The sequence below is a fragment of the Rhodanobacter sp. BL-MT-08 genome, assembly GCF_054161255.1.
Genome location: NZ_CP167872.1, coordinates 1,223,508 through 1,242,598 on the forward strand (window position 1 = coordinate 1,223,508; position 19,091 = coordinate 1,242,598).

At 64.1% G+C, this 19,091-nt stretch carries 18 protein-coding genes; 7 read left to right on the forward strand and 11 right to left on the reverse strand.

Annotated features, from left to right (window positions below; all coding sequences use genetic code 11):
• Window positions 1-18 precede the first annotated feature (18 nt).
• A complete protein-coding gene (locus ACDK93_RS05130) occupies window positions 19-837 on the forward strand; it encodes a cobalamin-binding protein (protein ID WP_458071515.1) in 819 nt (272 codons plus the stop codon).
• Between the two features lie 39 nt (window positions 838-876).
• On the opposite strand, the gene ACDK93_RS05135 is transcribed toward ACDK93_RS05130, so the two are convergent.
• The 3 genes from ACDK93_RS05135 to proC all read right to left on the reverse strand — a co-directional run bounded on the left by ACDK93_RS05135 (window position 877) and on the right by proC (window position 4,465).
• Window positions 877-2,985 carry a M13 family metallopeptidase gene (locus ACDK93_RS05135; RefSeq protein WP_458071516.1) on the reverse strand — a complete coding sequence of 703 codons (2,109 nt, stop codon included), beginning with the start codon at window positions 2,983-2,985 and terminating at the stop codon, window positions 877-879.
• A gap of 83 nt (window positions 2,986-3,068) precedes the next feature.
• Window positions 3,069-3,644, reverse strand: a complete 576-nt coding sequence (locus ACDK93_RS05140; RefSeq protein WP_458071517.1) for a YggT family protein — start codon at window positions 3,642-3,644, stop codon at window positions 3,069-3,071.
• Window positions 3,641-4,465: a pyrroline-5-carboxylate reductase gene (gene proC, locus ACDK93_RS05145; protein WP_458071518.1), complete on the reverse strand. Its 825-nt coding sequence runs from the start codon at window positions 4,463-4,465 to the stop codon at window positions 3,641-3,643. Before proC ends, ACDK93_RS05140 begins: the two co-directional genes overlap by 4 nt.
• Before the next feature lie 396 nt (window positions 4,466-4,861).
• Between proC and ACDK93_RS05150 the strand changes: the two genes are divergently transcribed.
• Both ACDK93_RS05150 and ACDK93_RS05155 read left to right on the forward strand, forming a co-directional pair.
• On the forward strand, window positions 4,862-5,899 hold the full coding sequence (locus ACDK93_RS05150; RefSeq protein WP_179477465.1) for a type IV pilus twitching motility protein PilT: 1,038 nt from the start codon (window positions 4,862-4,864) through the stop codon (window positions 5,897-5,899).
• A gap of 187 nt (window positions 5,900-6,086) precedes the next feature.
• Window positions 6,087-7,259, forward strand: coding sequence for a PilT/PilU family type 4a pilus ATPase (locus tag ACDK93_RS05155; protein ID WP_458071519.1), 1,173 nt, complete (start codon window positions 6,087-6,089; stop codon window positions 7,257-7,259).
• A 48-nt stretch (window positions 7,260-7,307) separates the two neighbouring features.
• On the opposite strand, the gene ACDK93_RS05160 is transcribed toward ACDK93_RS05155, so the two are convergent.
• The 8 genes from ACDK93_RS05160 to gshB all read right to left on the reverse strand — a co-directional run bounded on the left by ACDK93_RS05160 (window position 7,308) and on the right by gshB (window position 15,185).
• The gene (locus tag ACDK93_RS05160) at window positions 7,308-8,438 is read right to left on the reverse strand and encodes an alpha/beta hydrolase (protein WP_458071520.1); all 1,131 of its coding nucleotides are present in this window, start codon (window positions 8,436-8,438) and stop codon (window positions 7,308-7,310) included.
• Between the two features lie 296 nt (window positions 8,439-8,734).
• Window positions 8,735-9,109, reverse strand: a complete 375-nt coding sequence (locus ACDK93_RS05165) for a BON domain-containing protein (protein ID WP_458071521.1) — start codon at window positions 9,107-9,109, stop codon at window positions 8,735-8,737.
• Between the two features lie 278 nt (window positions 9,110-9,387).
• Entirely contained in the window at window positions 9,388-11,184 is a 1,797-nt protein-coding gene (locus ACDK93_RS05170; protein WP_458071522.1) for a hypothetical protein, read from the reverse strand.
• A gap of 127 nt (window positions 11,185-11,311) precedes the next feature.
• Window positions 11,312-12,238, reverse strand: a complete 927-nt coding sequence (locus ACDK93_RS05175; RefSeq protein WP_458071523.1) for an aspartate carbamoyltransferase catalytic subunit — start codon at window positions 12,236-12,238, stop codon at window positions 11,312-11,314.
• Between the two features lie 29 nt (window positions 12,239-12,267).
• Entirely contained in the window at window positions 12,268-12,711 is a 444-nt protein-coding gene (gene ruvX / locus ACDK93_RS05180) for a Holliday junction resolvase RuvX (protein WP_458071524.1), read from the reverse strand.
• Window positions 12,708-13,277: a YqgE/AlgH family protein gene (locus tag ACDK93_RS05185; protein ID WP_458071525.1), complete on the reverse strand. Its 570-nt coding sequence runs from the start codon at window positions 13,275-13,277 to the stop codon at window positions 12,708-12,710. Before ACDK93_RS05185 ends, ruvX begins: the two co-directional genes overlap by 4 nt.
• Window positions 13,278-13,311: 34 nt before the next feature.
• The gene (locus ACDK93_RS05190) at window positions 13,312-14,211 is read right to left on the reverse strand and encodes a TonB family protein (RefSeq protein ID WP_458071526.1); all 900 of its coding nucleotides are present in this window, start codon (window positions 14,209-14,211) and stop codon (window positions 13,312-13,314) included.
• Window positions 14,208-15,185, reverse strand: coding sequence for a glutathione synthase (gshB, locus tag ACDK93_RS05195; RefSeq protein WP_458071527.1), 978 nt, complete (start codon window positions 15,183-15,185; stop codon window positions 14,208-14,210). Before gshB ends, ACDK93_RS05190 begins: the two co-directional genes overlap by 4 nt.
• A gap of 431 nt (window positions 15,186-15,616) precedes the next feature.
• Between gshB and ACDK93_RS05200 the strand changes: the two genes are divergently transcribed.
• The 4 genes from ACDK93_RS05200 (at window position 15,617) to ACDK93_RS05215 (ending at window position 19,086) form a co-directional block, all read left to right on the forward strand.
• Complete coding sequence (locus tag ACDK93_RS05200) at window positions 15,617-15,979, forward strand: response regulator (RefSeq protein ID WP_458072347.1); 363 nt, start codon at window positions 15,617-15,619, stop codon at window positions 15,977-15,979.
• A gap of 22 nt (window positions 15,980-16,001) precedes the next feature.
• Entirely contained in the window at window positions 16,002-16,373 is a 372-nt protein-coding gene (locus tag ACDK93_RS05205; protein ID WP_458071529.1) for a response regulator, read from the forward strand.
• Window positions 16,370-16,927 (forward strand): chemotaxis protein CheW, encoded by a 558-nt coding sequence (locus ACDK93_RS05210; RefSeq protein ID WP_458071531.1) that lies wholly within the window; start codon window positions 16,370-16,372, stop codon window positions 16,925-16,927. The genes ACDK93_RS05205 and ACDK93_RS05210 overlap by 4 nt, the downstream gene beginning before the upstream one ends.
• A 128-nt stretch (window positions 16,928-17,055) precedes the next feature.
• A complete protein-coding gene (locus ACDK93_RS05215) occupies window positions 17,056-19,086 on the forward strand; it encodes a methyl-accepting chemotaxis protein (protein WP_458071533.1) in 2,031 nt (676 codons plus the stop codon).
• Window positions 19,087-19,091 lie beyond the last annotated feature (5 nt).

The window sequence follows — 19,091 nt, forward strand, 5'->3', positions numbered from 1 at the left end:
CGCGAAACACTTGATTTTATGACTGATCGCAACGTGGCCGATTACTACCCGCAGCGCATCGTCTGCCTGACCGAAGAGCCCACCGAGGTGCTGTATGCGCTCGGCGAGGAGCATCGCATCGTCGGCATCTCCGGCTTCACCGTGCGCCCGCCGCGAGCACGCAAGGAAAAGCCGAGAGTCTCCGCCTTCACCAGCGCCAAGATCGGCGAAATCATGAAGCTGGAGCCGGATCTGGCGATCGGCTTTTCCGATATCCAGGCCGACATCGCGCGCGAGCTGATCAAATGCGGCGTCGAGGTGTGGATCAGCAACCATCGCAGCGTCGACGGCATCCTTGCCTACATCCGCCGCCTCGGCGCGATGGTTGGCGCCAGCGCGAAAGCCGAGGCATACGCGCTGCGCGCCGAGCAGCATATCGCCGATATTCGCGCCTCTGTTGCGGCGCTGCCGCGCCGGCCGAAAGTCTATTTCGAGGAATGGGACGAACCGATCATCAGCGGCATCCGCTGGGTCGCCGACATCATTGGCATCGCCGGCGGCGACGACTGCTTTCCCGAACTCGCGCGCGAACCGCTGGCCAAGCAGCGCATCCTGGCCAACGGCGACGACGTGATACGCCGTGCGCCCGATATCATCTTCGGCTCGTGGTGCGGCAAGCGCTTCCGACCTGAGAAGGTGGCGGCGCGGCCGGGTTGGGAAACCATCCCTGCGGTGATCCATGGCGATCTTTACGAGATCAAGTCACCGATCATTTTGCAGCCCGGCCCGGCGGCGTTGTTTGATGGGCTCGATGCGATTCACCGGATCATTCTTGGCTGGTCGGCGCGGCAAGGATGATCCGCGCCGAGGTGGCGCGGGTCAGTATCAGACACCGGTTTACCAGATGTGCGCGCGATCCTTTTCGTCGCGCCACATCGGCTGACCTGGCTTGACGTCAAATGCCTGGTAGAACTCGGGGATGTTCGATAGCGGCCCATTCACGCGCCACTTGGCCGGGGCGTGCACGTCGCTGAGCAGGCCGCGACGCAGCAGGGCGTCCTGCTCCTCGAAAATCCACGACAGCGCGTAGCCGAGGAAGAAGCGCTGCAACGGCGTATAGCCGGCGATCTTCTCGCCCTTCTTGTATTGCGCGGTCTTCTTGAAGGCATCCAGGCCGATCAGCACGCCGCCGAAGTCGGCCATGTTTTCGCCCAGGCTGGCGCGCCCGTTGATGTGCAGTCCCGGCAACGGTTCATAGGCGTCGAACTGCTTGACCAGCACGTCGGCGCGCTCGCCGAATTTCTTCGCGTCGTCCTTGCTCCACCAGTCCGACAGGTTGCCTTTGGCATCGAATTGGCGGCCTTCGTCGTCGAAGCCGTGGGTGATTTCATGGCCGATGGTCGATGCCGCCGCATAGCCGTAGACGACGGCATCATCGACCTCGTCGTCCTTGAAGCCGGGGATCGAAAACTGCGCGGCCGGCAGCACAATCTCATTGTTCGACGGGTTGTAGTAGGCGTTGTAGGTCTGCGGGGTCATGTCCCACTCGGCGCGGTCGACCGGCTTGCCGAATTTCGCTACGCGATCGTTGAAAGCCCAGCGCCGGGCTTTCATCTCGTTCTGCGCATAGGCGTCGCGGCCGATCTGCAGCGCGGAGTAATCCTTCCACTTGTCCGGGTAGCCCACCTTCTTGGTCACTGCGGCCAGCTTTTCGCGTGCCTTGGCCTTGGTGGCGTCGCTCATCCAGTCGAGTTTGTCGATGCGCTCGCCATAGGCCGTGCGGATCGCCTCAACCAGGTTGTTGTAGCGCTGCTTGGTCTTCTCCGGAAAGTATTCCTTGACGAAGATGCGGCCGAGGATCATGCCGATCGCGCGGTTTTCCGCGTCGAGCGTGCGCTTCCAGCGCGGTCGCTGCTCCTTCTGGCCGGTGAGCACGCGGCCGTAGAAGTCGAAATGCTCATCGTCCAGAGCCTTGCCCAGCGTCGAGGCGTATGCGTCGACCAGGTGCACGCGCAGGTACTCGCGCAGCACGGGTAACGGCGTCTGGGTGAGCAGCTTCTGCAAGCCATCGAAAAATTCGGGCTGGCCGACGATGACGTACGACGGATCAAGCTTCCAGGCATGCAGCCGCACGCTCCACGCGATGTCCGGCGTGAGCTGGCGGGTGAGGTCGGCGGGCGCCATCTTGTTGTAGTTCTTCTGCGGGTCGCGCAGGTCGGCCAACGGCCGCGAGACCTTGGCCAGCGAAGTCTCAAAAGCCATCACCTTGGTGGCGCTGTCGCTCGCCGCGGCATCGTCCTTGCCGAGCAGCTTGAACATCCGCTGCAAGTGTTCGACGTAAGCCGTCCGTGCCTTTGCCACGCCTGCCTCGGTGTTGAAGTAGTAGTCGCGGTCGGGCAGGCCCAGGCCGCCCTGTGCCAGATAGACCGCCATCACGTCGCTCTGCTTTTCGTCCTGCTGTACGCCGACGTCGAAGAACGCATCGACACCCAGCGGCTGCAGCTCGAAGGCCGCATCGAGTGCGCCCTGCACATTCGTAATCGCATCGATGCGATCAAGCTCGGGCTTCAGTGGGGTCAGGCCCTGGCGCTCGGCCAGGGCGCTGTCCATGGCCGTGCTCCAGAAGTCGCCGATCTTCTGCTCGTCGCTGCCGACGGCCGTCTGCTTCGTCGCGGCGGCGTCCTCACTGATCTTGCGCAGCTTGTCGTAGAGGTCCTCCTGCACCAGCTTGCCGATGCCCCATTCGGCCTCGGAGGCCGGAATCGGATGGCTCTTCAGCCATGCGCCGTTGGCAAAGCTGAAGAAGTCGTCACCGGGCTTTATCGCACTGTCGATATTGGCCGCGACCACGTCGGGCGTGGCCGCGGTCGAGGCTGCCATTGCGGCCGTGGCAGCGGCTGCCGTTGCCTGCGGCGCTTGCGGCGGTGCCCGGTCGCAACCGCCTGTCAAGGTGACGATCGTGGTTACCAGCAGACAGAGAGGCAGGCGATGCCGGTTAGCTTTCATGCGCAGGTTCCGTATGAATGACGGCGCATGCTAGCGCATCGGCGCCATGCCAGAGGATGGCAGGCGCCTTGACGGAAGACGGATCAGCCGATCATGGCCAGTCGGGTGCCGACATCGAGCAGCGGTGCCGCGATCAATATCCGCGCCAGCAGCAGGCCCACCATCACCACCGTCGGCGAAAAGTCGATATTTCCCGCGGTCAGCTTGCCGCGCAGCGGCTGCAGCAGGGGTTCGACAATGGCGCCCGCCAGGCGCAGCAGCGGCTGGCGCCGATCCACGGCCAGCATGCTCATGAGCGACCAGGCGAAGATCAGCACCAGATAGAACAGCAGCAGAAAATCGAGCAGCTCGGCGAAGGCCAGCAGCACCAGGCCGAGCGCGTGCGGCATCACGCCGATAATCAGAAACAGCACGAGCCGCTTCAGCAGCATGGCAAGCCACGCGAGCAGCAGCGCGGCGAGGTTGATGCGGCGCCAGTTGGGGATCACTCGGCGCACCGGTGCCAGCACCGGGTTCGTGTAGCGATAGACGAACTGGCTTAGCGGGTTGTTGAAATCGGCGCGGCAGGCTTCGGCGAGCAGCCGCACAACGAGCAGGGTGATAACGGCATCGAAGGCCAGTTCGATCAGCAGGGAAACGGCGCTCAGCAGGTAGCTCACGAGATGGTATCCAGACTGGCGGCGAGTTCAGTGCCGCGGTGGGTGGCGGCGGCGACGGCGCGCGCGACGATGCGCGGCAGTTCATCGGCAGCGAAGCTGTCCAGCGCTGCCTGGGTGGTGCCGTTGGGCGAGGTGACGCGCTGGCGCAGTACGCCGGGATCTTCGCCGCCCTCGACCAGCATGCGGCCGGCGCCAAGGCAGGTTTGTGCCGCCAGCGCGCGCGCGGTATCGCGCGGCAGGCCCTGCGCCGCGGCCGCGGCTTCGAGCGCTTCAACCAGCATGAAAAAATACGCGGGGCCGGAGCCTGACAGCGCGGTGACGGTGTCCATCAGCGTCTCGTCATCGATCCAGCGGGTGAGTCCGGCGGCGTCGAGAATGTGCTGAGCCTGCGCTTTCTGCGCCGGGCCGACCCGGTGATTGGCGCACAGGCCGGTGGCGCCGGCGCCAATCAGGGCGGGCGTGTTGGGCATGCAGCGCACGATCGGCAGGTGCGCGCCGAACCAGCGCTCGAGCTGATCCAGCCGCACGCCGGCGGCGATGGAGATCAGCAGCGGGCGGTTGCGCTGCAGGGTGTCGCGCAGCTCGGCGTGGATGGCCGGCATGATCTGCGGCTTCACCGCCAGCACGATCACTTCGGCCTCGGCGACGGCGAGCCGATTATCGGCGTAGCAGGCGACGGCGAATTCGCGGCCCAGCGCGTGACGCGCATCGGCCATCGGTTCGGCCACGCTGATGGCGGCGGCGGGCATGCCGGTTTTCAGCAGGCCGCCGATCAGGCTGCGCGCCATGTTGCCGCCGCCGATGAAGGCTAGTCGTGCCATTCAGGTTCCCTCAAAGAGCATTTGTCCAGGCCGCTACCTTACCGGAGGCGGGCCCTTGGCGATGCCTTCTTGTTGGCGTGGCGGCGACACTGAGTCGCTTTGGTCGGTTGACTTCGACGAGCTGATGGCCATCGCTGGGGTTTTACGAAAATCCTGCAAAGGGCATCGGTTATTCGCGTGGCTAGGGCGGAAAAAGACTGGCCGTACAGCCTGTTGCGCGAGTAGTATCGAACGGGCTGCAAGGGGATCGGGGTACTTCGTTGACAGACAAGCGGCGCGCGCAGGATGCGCGACGGCCGTTCATCCGTGCGAACATCATCGCCATCCGCGATGCGGCGCTTACGCCGCGCCATAAAATTCAAGTCATCCAGACGATTGGTTCAGGGGAACACATAGATGGACATTGCCGAACTGCTTGCCTTCTCGGTAAAGAACAAGGCCTCGGATTTGCACCTTTCCGCCGGGTTGCCGCCGATGATCCGCGTCGACGGCGACGTGCGCCGCATCAATATTCCCGCGCTGGAGCACAAGCAGGTGCATTCGCTGGTGTACGACATCATGTCGGACAAGCAGCGCCGCGATTACGAAGAATTCTACGAAACCGACTTCTCGTTTGAGATTCCCGGACTGGCGCGCTTCCGCGTCAACGCGTTCAACCAGAACCGCGGTGCCGGTGCGGTGTTCCGTACCATTCCGTCGGAAGTGCTAACGCTGGAAGACCTGGGCTGCCCGCCGGTGTTCAAGCAGCTGATCGAGCAGCCGCAGGGTCTGATTCTGGTGACCGGTCCGACCGGCTCGGGCAAGTCGACCACGCTGGCGGCCATGGTCGACCACATCAACAAGAACGAATACGGCCACATGCTGACGGTCGAGGACCCGATCGAATTCGTGCATACCTCGCAGAAGTGCCTGGTCAATCAGCGCGAAGTGCATCGCGACACGCTGGGCTTCAACGAAGCGCTGCGTTCGGCGCTGCGCGAAGATCCCGATTACATCCTGGTTGGCGAGCTGCGCGATCTGGAAACCATTCGCCTGGCGCTGACCGCCGCGGAAACCGGCCATCTGGTGTTCGGCACCGTGCATACCAGCTCGGCGGCCAAGACCATCGACCGCATCATCGACGTGTTCCCCGCCGGCGAAAAGCCGATGGTGCGCTCGATGCTGTCCGAGTCGCTGCGCGCGGTGGTGTCGCAGTCGCTGCTGAAGAAGGTGGGCGGCGGCCGAATCGCCGCGCACGAGATCATGGTCGGTATTCCGGCGATTCGTAACCTGATCCGCGAGGACAAGGTGGCGCAGATGTATTCGTCGATCCAGACCGGCCAGCAGTTCGGTATGCAGACGTTGGATCAGTGCCTGCAGGATCTGGTCAAGCGCGGCCTGGTGTCACGCCAGGAAGCGTCGACCTATGCGAAGAACAAGGACACCTTCAAATGAAGCGGGGAACCACCCGAGGTGGCCCGGCAGGGCATAGGGAACGGGGAACGCCGGATGCCCGGCTGATTGATGCGCGCCGCTCTGAAGTACCTATTTATCAAGATCTGAACCGAAATCACGCCGCTCGCTGCGCATTTCTTGTTCCCCATTCCCTGTTCCCCGTTGCCCGCTCCGAAGGAGCCACGCCATGAGCGATTTTGATTTCACCTCGTTCCTGAAGTTGATGGTGCACAAGAAGGCGTCCGATCTTTTCATCACGGCAGGCGTGGCGCCGTCGATGAAGGTGCAGGGCCGGATCGTGCCGATCACCCAGAGCCCGCTCAGTGTGCAACAGGCGCGCGACATGGTGCTCAATGTGATGACGCCGGGACAGCGCGAGGAGTTCGAGAAAACCCACGAATGCCAGTTCGCGATTTCGGCGCAGGGCGTGGGCCGCTTCCGCGTGTCGTGCTTCTACCAGCGCAACTGCGTCGGCATGGTGCTGCGCCGGATCGAGTCGAAGATTCCCACGCCGGAAGAACTGACCCTGCCGCCGGTGATCAAGCAGCTGGCGATGACCAAGCGCGGCATCATCATTTTCGTCGGTGCCACCGGCAGCGGTAAATCGACCTCGCTGGCGTCGATGATCGGCTACCGCAACCAGAACTCGACCGGCCACATCATCACCATCGAGGATCCGATCGAGTACGTGCACAAGCACGAGGGCTGCATCATCACGCAGCGCGAGCTCGGCATCGATACCGACAGCTGGGAAAACGCGCTGAAAAACACGCTGCGCCAGGCGCCCGATGTGATCATGATCGGCGAGGTGCGCACGCGCGAGACGATGGAACACGCGATCAACTTTTCCGAGACGGGCCATCTGTGCCTGTGCACGCTGCACGCGAACAACGCTAACCAGGCGATGGACCGCATCCTGCACTTCTTTACCGAGGATCGGCGCGAGCAGCTGCTGATGGATCTGTCGCTGAATCTCAAGGGCATCGTGGCGCAGATGCTGATCCCCACACCCGACGGCAAGGCTCGCCGCGTGGCGGTGGAAGTGCTGCTGGGCACGCCGCTGGTGCAGGATTACATCCGCCAGGGCGACCTGCACAAGCTCAAGGAAGTGATGAAGGAGTCGACCCTGCTCGGCATGAAGACATTCGACCAATCCCTGGTCGAGCTTTATCACGCCGGCGAGATATCCTACGAGGATGCGTTGCGCTACGCCGACAGCTCCAACGAAGTGCGCCTGCGCATCAAGCTGGCGCAGGGCGGCGATGCGCATACCCTGTCGCAGGGGCTGGACGGCGTGGAGCTGGAAGAAACGCGCAGCTCGCAGAATTTTGGCGGCGGCAGCAACTTGCTCAACCGCTGACGAGTGTGGGCCCTCGCGTCGATTCCAGCGCGTTTCGACACGCTGGAATCAGTGGCCGAGATGCTTGCCGAAGAAGGTGCCGATTTCTTCGAACGCTTCTTTGGTCTCGGGTAACTGATCGTCGAACTGATACTGCGCGTGCGACTCTCCCTCGAACACCTCGAGCTGGGCTTCCACGCCAGCTCGGAGCAAGTTGCGGTGCACCCTCACGGTGTTGCTCAGCAGCAGGTCGCGCGTGCCGGTCGTCAAAATCGCCGGAGGGAATCCGTGCATGTCGCCGTAGACCGGCGACAGCAGCGGGTCCTTCAGATCATGGCCGTGCGCGTAGATGACCGTGCCGGCGTCGCAGAAGCCGTCGCGGGAGACAAGCACGTTGTCGACCTTTTCATTGGTCTGGAAGCTGTCGCCGGTCTTGGTGACGTCGGACATCGGCGTACCGGGCGCAATCGCGCCAGGCACAGGTAATCCTTCGGCGCGGGCGCGCAGCACCATCTCCAGCGTGAGCGCACCACCGGCCGAGGTGCCGAAAAAGGCGATGTTCCTGGCCGGCGTGGTCTTGAGCACGTCTTTGTAGACGGCGACAGCATCATCCAGCGCCGCCGGAAAATAGGCCTCGGGCGGCATCCGGTAGTCGACCGAGATCACCTTGTAGTGACCGAATCCGGCCATCATGATGGCCTCGGTCGTGCCCGATTCGCCGGGGAACAGCACGTAGCATCCGCCGTGAACGTGGATCAGAACCTTGTCGCGATTCTCCGATGGAATCGTATCCGGCGTGACGACGAAGACCTTAACTCCTGCCATCACGGCGGGTTTGACGGATACATGCAGGCGCTGCAGCATTCCCGGAATGGTCTTTACCGCGCCGGCCGCCTGCTTGTTGGCGTAGGCGCGTGCCTCCGCACCGGTTTTCCACTGATCGTTCCAGTCGGGATTCAGCGGGCCGGCGATCAGCTTCTGCATGCCGGGACTGATGTCCGCATGCGGCACGGGCAAGCTCTTGGCGGGCTCCTGCCGCGGGCCCGGGCCATCAGCGGTCTGGGCAAACACGCTGGGCGGGGCGAGAGTAAGCGCCGCGGCCATGCCCAGGCCCATCAGGCTTCGTTGGATCGAACGACCGAGGTTCACGCTTGGGCGGACGTTGTCTGGCTGAGCGAAATCGGATGACTCGTGGTTCATGGTCGTTCCCCTATCCGAGCTGGTCGCCGCGCCCGGCACTTTCTGCCAGGGCGAGCGGTTGATGAAGCGGCAGGGGCATGCTATCGCTGCTTAAATGATTGCGCTACCAAAATTTGGAAAAAGGTTTTCCGGGCGGGTGGCCGCTTTCGGTGGCCAGGGTACGCAACCGGTTCGCACCCGTGTGAATGCTCTGGGCTTGTGGCCGTTCGGTTGACGGCGTGGATCACAAAAAAAAGGAGCCTCGCGGCTCCTTTTTTCCTACCTGTCGCGGCCGGTCGGCAGCGAGATGAGCGCAATTACATGCCGCTGCTGGAGCCCGAAGCCGACGCAGCCGAGACCGTCAGGCCCGAGGCGTCGACGCTCTTCACGCCCTTCACTTTCTTGGTCACGCGAACCACGTGCGCCTTTTCCTTGCTGCTGGTGGCTGTGCCGGTCAGGGTCACGGCGCCCTCGACCGTCGTCACCGAGATATCGGTGGACTTGATGCCCTTGGTGGTGGCGAGCACCGACTTGATCTTGGTGGTGATCAGGCCGTCAGCGGCTTTCTCCGGCACGGTCTGGTTGGAGGTCGCCGAATCCTGGGCCATGACCTGGCTAACCGGAACAGCTGCGAAGGCGACCATCAGGCCGGCGGCAATGAGGCTGCTACGAATCAGTGAATGTTTACGCATGGCTATCTCCTTGGTGGTGGAAGTCTGTCAAAGCGACAGTTGGTCGCCGTTGTTCCCGGCTTCCGTGGCGCATATGGCAACAGTCGATGCGTGAAAATGATGTGGCCGTGCCGTGCGTTGGTTCAGCAAGTGATCGAAGCCGTGATGCAAGGCGCATGGCAGTTTGCGACGTGAAGCCGTGCCAGATCTTGCTCGGCGGCGGGCAACAGAAAATTCGCGAAAAAAAACCGGAGCGCGCGGGCACCCCGGTTTTCGCGTCGCGACTGGGAGAAGGCGCTCTATTTCAACGTGGTCTGGCTGGTGATCACCATGTCGTCCGCTTCCACATGCGCCTCCGCATCAATGCTGCTGACACGTGCAGCCTGGGCTTTCATCGCATCGAACTGCGCCTTCGAGCGTGCCGCATCGGCAGCGATCTGAGCGGGGTCATCCGTGCCGGCGTCGGCGCCGTCTAGGGACGGGTCGTCATTATTCTTGGCAAGTGCGGCGGCAGTTGCGGAAAGGCTGTCGGCCTTGGCTTCCATCAGCTGCAGCCAGGTCAGATACATGGCGCCAGTCAAGTGCATGCGGCCGGTGCGGCCAGGGTCGCCGGTCGGTGCCTTCAGCGTATCGGCCAGCTGCGCGTCTTCGCCGGCGCCGATGCCGATGGCAATGGCCTTGTCGCCCAGCGCGATCCAGGCCGGCTGACCAAGCATGCTGGCCATGTCCTTGGGCAGGGCGGCCGGTGGTCCGTTGGTGGTGAGCTTCAGCTGCGCCAGCGCCGGGACCATCATCTGGCTCATCGCCAGCAGCCCGGTCGGGTTGTTGGAGCCGAGCAGGACCCGCCCGGTGAATACGGGTAAGCCGCCATCCTTCGCCGGCGTCAGCGTATCCAGGGCGATGCGCAGCCCCAGCATGTCGCCGAACGGCGGGATCGCGGCCTTTTGCATCGCCGGCCCGATCTTGGCGAAGCCGTCATTCAGGTCGGTGAGCGCAGGGCAGGTGAACGGCTTGGCGGCGACCGCATCGGCTTGCGCCGACCAGAACGTGCGCAGCTGTGCGACCGGCAGCGCAACGCTGACGTCGAACGGTGCAGTGCCGGGGCTGCCCAGGCCAGGCAGCTCCACTTTCAGTTCGGAAAACGCCTTGCTGATGTCGTCGGCCAGCGCGATGTCGAAGCGCACGTTCTGATGCCCGGTATCGAGCTGGGTGTAACCGAAGCTGATGGTCGGCACGCGCGCGGCAATTCGGGTGGCCTCGGGCGCGCAGCTGGGCGAGGTCTGCAGCTGGTTGGCGACCGGCTCGCCGGTCTTGGCCGATTCTGCCGCGGCGTGGGCCTTGATGATCGATGCGATCAGCGGATCGCTGCCGCTGATCGCCATGGGCAGTGCGCGGGTCAGGTCGAGATCGCCGACGACCCAGTTCTGATAGCCCTTGGCCTTGGCCAGCGCGGCCAGACGGCCGTCGTCCTGCAGGCTTTTTTCAGGGCGGTCAAGGCCGAGCGCCTGACGCAGCAGCGCCGGTGCCGCGTCGGCCGGCAGCAGCGTCAGTACAGCCTGCTTGCCCACCATGGCCAGAATGGCCTGAGTGCCCGAAGCGGCAAAGGTGTACCTGCGATAGCTTTGTGCGCCGACGCTGGCGACATCGAGCTTTTTGCCGTAGGCAGTTTCCAGTCGGCCGACGAAACCGTCGAAAGCTTTCGGATCACTCAGGCCGATGCGCAGCACCGGCGACAGGCCGATACCGTAGAGCGCGGAATAGCCCTTGAGGTCGAGGCCGGCATTCTGGGCAAACGTCTCGATCGTCTTGCCGTTGAATTCGGCCGCCAGCGCGTGCATCAGCCGGGCGCCATCGGGATCCTTCTTGGCCATCTGATCGGCGGCGGCGTTGAGCTGCGCCAGCTGCGAAGGCAGCTGCATATCGGCCTGCGTCAGCAGCGCCTTGCGCGTGTCGTCGTCCAGCACGTCCAGATTGGCTACCACGTACGGCGTGTCGGCCGGCGCAAAGGCCAGCGGCGCGTCCTTGTCCTTGTGCGCGCAAGCTGCCAGCGCGAAGCCGGCGAAGCCCAGCGCGATGAAGCGCGTCGTCGATCGCATGATCATCCCCAGTGTTTATGAGTGTCGCGGGCACATTATGCCGCGTTGCGGGTTGCCGCGGTGCGGCAATTTAACGATAAGTTTGCGATCGCCCACCGGGACGCTCTGGGTCGCCCGGACGACCTGGCTAGCGCGCCAGCAGCTCGCTCAGCACGGCCATGCGCACGAATACGCCGTTGCCGACCTGCTCGAGGATGCGGGACTGGGCGCCGTCGGCCACGTCCGAGGCGATCTCGATGCCCCGGTTGATCGGACCGGGATGCATGACCAGGCAGCCTTTTGCTGCCAGGGCGAGGCGCCGCTGGTCCAGGCCGTAGTGGCTGAAATAGGCCGCTTCGTCGGGCAGGTCGATCGCCGCCATGCGCTCCTTCTGCAGGCGCAGGGTGATCACCGCATCGGCGCCCTCAATCGCCTCGTCGAAGTTGTCGACGTAGTGAACCCTGGGAAATTCCTCGGCCGACGGCATCAGCGTGGAGGGTCCGCAAACGCGGATCTCCCTGGTGCCCAGCGCGCTGAGCGCATGGATGTCCGAGCGCGCCACGCGCGAGTGCTTGATGTCGCCGCAGATCACCACGACCAGATTCTCGAAGTCCGGCCGGTGCTGGCGAATGGTCAGCACGTCGAGCAGTCCTTGGGTCGGATGCGCCCGATTGCCGTCGCCGGCGTTGATCACCGACACGCCGCTCATCGCGTGCCGTACCAGTTCGTCAGGCGTGCCGGACTGCTTGTGCCGCACCACGATCGCATCCAGATGCATCGCCTCAAGCGTGTGCAGCGTGTCGAACAGCTCCTCTCCCTTGCTGGTGGAGGAAAACCCGATATCGAAGTTGACCACGTCGGCGCCAAGACGGCGCGCGGCCAGCTCGAACGAGGTGCGCGTGCGCGTGGACGGTTCGAAGAAAAGGTTCAGCACCGTGCGCCCGCCCAGCACGTTGAGCTTGCGCGTGCCGTGCGCGCAGGCGTCGCGCAGCGCTTCGGCGCGGTCGAGCAGGCGCTCGATCGTGTCGCGCGGCATGTTTTCCAGCGTGGTGAGATGGCGCAGGCGTGGGCTCATGGCGTCGGTTCTGAGAGTGGGATGGAGTGTCAGTGATCGACTGCGGGCGAGACGGGCGACTCGATCAGCCAGCGCTCGACAATGACTGCAGCCGCTTCGGCATCGATATGGGCCGCGTCGCGTCGGCGCTTGAGGCCGGCGGCGCGCGCTTCGGCGAAACGATGGGCGGCGTCCTGCGAGCTATGCCGCTCGTCGACGAACGCGACCGGCAGGCCGTAGCGTTTCTGCAGCTGCTCGGCAAAGCGTCGCGCCGCGCGGCTGGCCGGCTGTTCGCCGCCGTCCAGCGTCAGCGGCAGGCCGACGACCAAGGTGTCCGGCAGCCATTCCTTTTGCAGCGCGTCGATACGCTGCCAGTCGGGCTCGCCGTCGCGCACGGTGATGGTGGTCAGCGCGCGTGCGCTGGCGGTAAACGGATTGCCGACGGCCACGCCAGTGAGCTTGCTCCCCACATCGAAGCCGAGCACACAGCTCATGCGTGGCCCGCGTAGCTGGAGAGCTGTCGCGGGTCGACGCCGACCAGGCCGGCCGCGGCGCTCCAGCGATCTTCCAGCGGCGTGTCGAACACGACGCTGTCGCTGGCCTCGGCGGTGAGCCAGGCGTTGGCCATCAGCTCCTGCTCGAGCTGGCCAGCCTCCCAGCCGGCGTAGCCCAGCGCCATCACGGCCTGGCTGGGGCCTTCGCCCGCCGCCATGGCAACCAGGATGTCGCGTGAGGTCGTGACCGACCATGCTGCGTTGATGCGATAGCTCGACTCCCAGGCACCGTGCTCGCGGTGAAGCACGAAACCGCGCTCCTGCTGCACGGGGCCGCCGATCAATACCGGCGCGTCCGCCAGATCGCTGTCCGGGCACTCCAGCTTCATCTGCGCCAGCACGTCGCCGAAACGGTATTCCGACAGCTGGTTCACCAGCAGGCCAACCGCGCCGCCTTCGTCGTGCTGACAGAGCAAGGCGACGCCGCGCGAAAACGGCGGGTCGACCAGGCCCGGCATGGCGATCAGAAAATGGCCGGTGAGGATGTGGGGGACGACGGTGCTCATGGCCTCATTGTAAGCACGTCGCGCGCGTCGTGCCTCAGCGTGTCTGCAGCACGTTGCTGGGCTGGAACTGCCAGGTGCGGGTGATATTGAGTTCGTCGATCTTCTCGCCGCTTTGCGGTGCCGGCGGAAACGGCGCGGCCAGGCGCACGATGCGTTCGGCGGCGAGGTCGAGCAGTTTTTCGCCGGAGCTGTGGATCACCTCGATGCTCTTGATGCTGCCATCGAGCCGCAGCACCACCGTAAGCAGCACGTCGCCGTGCAGGCCGCGCCGGCGCGCCTCCTCCGGGTAATTGAGGTTGCCCACCCGCTCGACGCGGTCGGCCCAGCCGCGCATGTATGCCGCGTAGGCGTATTCCTTCGTGTTGGCGGTCAGGAACTTGATCTTCGGTCGCTTGGCGTACGCCACTTTTTTGCGATTGAGCTCGGCGGAGAGTTTGGCAATGTCCTGCTCGGTCTGTGACTCGGTGGCGGTGGCAGCGTCCTGCGGATCGATCCGTTTTTGCGCGGTGTCGCTGTCGACGCTGAAGTCGGTCCTGCCGCTCGTCGTGACCATGCGGGTGGGGGTGGCGTCCCGCGGCTGCGCAACGGCCGCCGCAACGGCCGCGGCCGCCGTGCCCTCGTTCGGCTGCGGTAAGGGGCCGGAAAAAAGGTCGGACGGACGCGCGGCCTTGTCGTTCTGGCCGCCGCCGCTGTTGTTGGCCTGGGCCAGAAAGTCCGCCTTGTCCGGCGCTTCCTGGTTGGCCACGTTGACCAGGGTCACGTCCAGCGTCGGCAGGCTTGGTTTCAGCTTGGCGAAATGGAAGGTAATGCCGAGCAGCAGCACGCCGTGCAGCAGCAGCGAAAACAGCAGCGTGGCGCTGATCGGGTTGGGCGCCTCGCCGACCACTCGCCCGGAGCCGGTCGGCTGAAGCACGGCAGTGGCAGGCTGACTCACGCGGCGCGATGTCCCGAAACGCGCTGCTCGATGACGTCGAACAGCTGGCCGGCAATATTAAGCCCGAACTGCGCGTCCAGTTCGCGCACGCAGGTCGGCGATGTGACGTTGATCTCGGTCAGGTAATCGCCGATCACATCAAGCCCGACGAACAGCAGGCCGCGCCGACGCAGCTCCGGCGCGACCTGCTCGACAATCCAGCGGTCACGCGCGGACAACGGCACGCCTTCACCGCGACCGCCCGCCGCGAGATTGCCGCGAAATTCGTTGCCCTGGGGAATGCGCGCCAGCGCATACGGTACCGGCTCGCCGTCGATCACCAGAATGCGCTTGTCGCCGGCGGTGATCTCGGGAATGTATTTTTGCGCGATCGTCAGCTGCCGCCCCTCGCCGTGTGGACCGCCGGCGAGCAGCGTTTCCAGCATGGAATTCAGATTGCTGTCGCCGGCCTTGACGCGGAAGATGCCGCGCCCGCCCATGCCGTCCAGCGGCTTGAGTACCACCTCGCCGTGCTCGGCGGTGAAGCGGCGCAGTTCGGCCGCGTCGCGCGACACCAGCGTCGGCACGATGCACTGCGGAAACTGCAGCGCGAACAGCTTTTCGTTGCAGTCGCGCAGCGACTGCGGGTCGTTCACCACCATCACGCCGCCGCTCTGGGCCAGCTCCAGCACCATGCTGTCGTAGATGAACTGGGCGTCCACCGGCGGATCCTTGCGCATCAGCACCACGTCGATCTCGCGCAGGTCGCGCCACTGCGCCTCGCCCAGCGTGTACCAGTCCTTCGGGTCGTCGCGCACGGTGAGCGGGGCGGCGCGCACCCATGGCGCACCGTCACGCAGCGCCAGGTCGCCCTGCTCGAAATAGTGCAGCGTGTGCCCGCGTCGCTGGGCCTCCAGCAGCATGGCCAGGCTGGTGTCCTTGGCGACCTTGATCGCGCCGATGGGGTCCATCAGCACGGCGACCGATAGGGTCATGGTGATTCTCCGTCATGCTCAAATGCGGGTTCAAAAAATGTCCGGCGACAGATCGACGGCTCGGCCGGGTGATTCGTCAGACCGACATCATCAGGTGCGATGGTCGCCGACACGAACCATGGCGACAAGCTCGATCCGGTCGGAACTGTCGCCACGGGCCCGATGGTGCCAATATAGGTCACGTTGTGCGCGTTGCCTGTTGAGTCTGCGCGATTATTGCTTGACAGTCTCGAGGGGCAGGCAGTACACAACGTGGCTTATCAAGCGCCGCCGCAGAGCGGACCTCGATACATTGGGTTTCGTGATTTCCGACACGTGCGAACGACGGCACATTAGTTGCTTGTCCTTGTGATTGACCTGAGCTCGCGCGAGTTCCGGGGGGAGTAGTGAATTTGAACGTTAGTGCTAATGACTTGACCGGTCTCAAGGTCATGGTGATCGACGACTCGAAAACCATCCGGCGCACGGCGGAAACCCTGCTGGCGAAGGAAGGTTGCGACGTGGTGACGGCAGTGGACGGGTTCGAGGCGCTGGCCAAGATCTCCGACCAGAAGCCGGCGATCATTTTCGTCGACATCATGATGCCGCGGCTCGATGGTTATCAGACCTGCGCGCTGATCAAGAACAATCCGCAGTTCCGCGGCACGCCGGTGATCATGCTGAGCTCGAAAGACGGCCTGTTCGACAAGGCGCGCGGGCGCATCGTGGGCGCGGAGCAATACCTGACCAAGCCGTTCACCCGTGACGAGCTGCTTGGTGCCATTCATCGTCATGTCGTGCCTGCAAGCCGCTAACTGCAGATTCTAAGGGGAACCTGTGGCCAATATTCTCATCATCGACGATTCACCGACCGACGTGCGCGTGTTCACCACGCTGCTTGAGCGTGCCGGTCATCAGGTCGTTGCCGTCAACAGCGCCGAAGAAGGCATCGAACGGGCGCGGGCCGACGTGCCGGGCCTGGTGATCATGGATGTGATCATGCCCGGCATGAACGGTTTTCAGGCCACGCGCACGCTCACCCGCGATCCGATCACGGCAGCGGTGCCGATCGTCATGATCACGACCAAGTCGATGGAAACGGACCGGGTCTGGGGTCTGCGTCAGGGTGCGCGCGCGTTCATCACCAAGCCGGTGAATGAAAAAGAGCTGCTGACCTGCATCAACGACCTGCTGCCGGGTGCCGCATGAACCAGCCTGTCTCCCGCATGCCGATCGTCAACCAGACGCCTTTCGAAATTCTGGCGAGCTACGAGCGGCTGTCGCTGGCGCATGCCTCGGACACGCGCGACAAGCTGGAAGCGCCGGGCCTGTGGCGCGGCATCGGCTTTCGCGTTGGCGCGCGCCTGCTGGTCAGCGGCATCGACGAGATCAACGAGCTGCTGGCGGTGCCGGCGCTTACGCCGGTGCCAGGTACCCAGCCATGGCTGCTCGGGGTGGCCAACGTGCGCGGCAATCTGGTCCCGGTCGTCGATTTTTCCCGGTTTCTTTTCGGCGAGCGCACCCAGCTTTCCGATCGTACCCGCCTGCTGATCGTGCGACAGGGCAACGGCAGTGTGGCCTTGCTCGTCGATGAAGTGTTCGGCCAGCGTACGGTTGACGAAGAGCAGCGGCGTGATGCGGTGCGCGAAGAGGATCCCCGCCTGACGCGCTTCGTCGAAAATCGTGTCGGCGAGCAGCAGCTGGGCATCTTCAGCATGAATCGGTTGGTACGCGCACCGGATTTTCGCCAGGCCGCGGCCTGATCATCCAGACGCAGATCGAACAAGAAGGGCCGGCGCCCGCTGTGGCCGGAATGGTTTAGCAAGTCCCGCTTCGGTGCCCGCCCAATAATGCGGCGCCGATCGGGTCAGGTCAGACGGACGAGGTGAACATGAGCAGTGCCGGGAACGTTGCTAGGGAACGGGGTTATGCCGTTTATATTGTCCTGCTTGTGGTTTCGATTGGTTTCGCGGCGCTCGATTTCGGTCTGCTGAATCAGAAGAACAGCGAAGACCGACAGGCCATCGCGCTTACCACGCAGATTCAGGTGCTGTCGCAGCAGACGGCGAAATCCGCGCTGGAAGCGGCCAATGGCAATGCCGAGTCGTTCAACGAGCTCGCCGCCAACCGCAACTCGATCGATTCGGCCGTGCAGCGCCTGATCAAGGGCGATACGCATACCGGCATGCCGGCGTACGACGACAAGAACACCACGCTGACCGGCCGCGCCGTGATCGCGCTGAGCGATTCGTGGAAGCAGCTCGACGGCGACATCGGCAAGATCCTGTCGAACAAGGCGCTTGTTACCGACTCGGGCGTGCGTGCCAATACGCTGGCGCAACAGATGCCGCTGCTCAACTCGAGCATGGAGCAGGTGGTCAACATTCTGCAGCAGCACAACGGCAGCTCCGATCAGATGCTGGGCACGTCGCGCCAGATGCTCTCCGGTGACCGCATCATTCGACGCGTGCAGGAAGTGCTGCAGGGCGGCGACAACGCGCAGTCGGCTGCGGACGGCCTGGCCCGCGATGCGCAGCTGTACGGCAACGTGCTGAAGGGTCTGCTCGAAGGCAATGCGGAAAGCGGGGTCAAGCCGATCGGCGACGCCAACGCGAAAAAGATTCTTTCCGACATGACCGACAGCTGGAACAAGCTGTCCGATCCGCTGGCCAAGCTGGTTGCCGCCGCGGGCAACCTGGCCGACGTGAAGCACGCCGGCAACCAGGCCTCGCTGGATTCGCAAACCGTGCTGCTGCGCGCCAACGACCTGTCCGAGCAGGTCGGCAAGCTGCCGCTGCGCCGGCTGTTCCCGAACGTGTGGTGGGGCCTGTTCGGCGCCATCGCCGCGGTGGTCTTCGCCGTCGCGCTGGTGTTCACCCTGGTCGCCGATCAGCGCCGCCGCTTCGCCAGCAGCGCCGAGCTCAACCAGCGTAACCAGGAGGCGATCATGCGCCTGCTGGACGAAATGGGCTCGCTCGCCGAAGGTGACCTGACGGTAAAAACCACGGTGTCCGAAGACATTACCGGCGCCATCGCCGATTCGGTGAACTACGCTATCGACGAGCTGCGCTCGCTGGTAACGACGATCAACGAGACCTCCGAACAGGTGTCTTCGTCCGCACAGGAAACCCAGACCACCGCGCGCCATCTGGCCGATGCGGCCGAGCAGCAGGCGCAGCAGATCAGCTCGGCAACGTCAGCGATCAACCAGATCGTGAGCTCGATGGATATCGTGTCGAAAGATTCCGCCGAGTCGGCCGACGTGGCCGAACGCTCGGTGGAAATCGCCTCGCGCGGCGCCGAAGTGGTGCGCGAAACGATCTCGGGCATGGACTCCATTCGCGACCAGATCCAGGAAACCTCCAAGCGCATCAAGCGGCTGGGTGAGTCCTCGCAGGAGATCGGCTCGATCGTGGAACTGATCAACGACATCGCCGAACAGACCAACATCCTGGCGTTGAACGCGGCCATCCAGGCGGCCTCGGCCGGTGAAGCCGGTCGCGGTTTCGCGGTGGTGGCGGACGAAGTGCAGCGATTGGCCGAACGCTCGACCAGCGCCACCAAGCGAATCGAAACGCTGGTGCAGACCATTCAGTCCGATACCAACGAGGCGGTGAACTCGATGGAACAGACCACCGCCGAGGTGGTCGCCGGCGCACGCCTGGCGGAGGACGCCGGTAGCGCGCTGGGCGATATCGAGCGCGTTTCGCATGACTTGTCCGCGCTGATTCAGAGCATATCTTCGGCGGCACGCGCGCAGTCCGCCGCGGCCACCGATGTCTCGGTATCGATGAACGCAATTCAGGAAATCACGTCGCAGACCTCGCAGGGCGCGAGCCAGACGGCCGACTCGATCGGTACGTTGGCGCAGCTGGCCAGCGATCTGCGCCGCTCGGTGGCGCATTTCAAGTTGCCTGGTTGATCAAA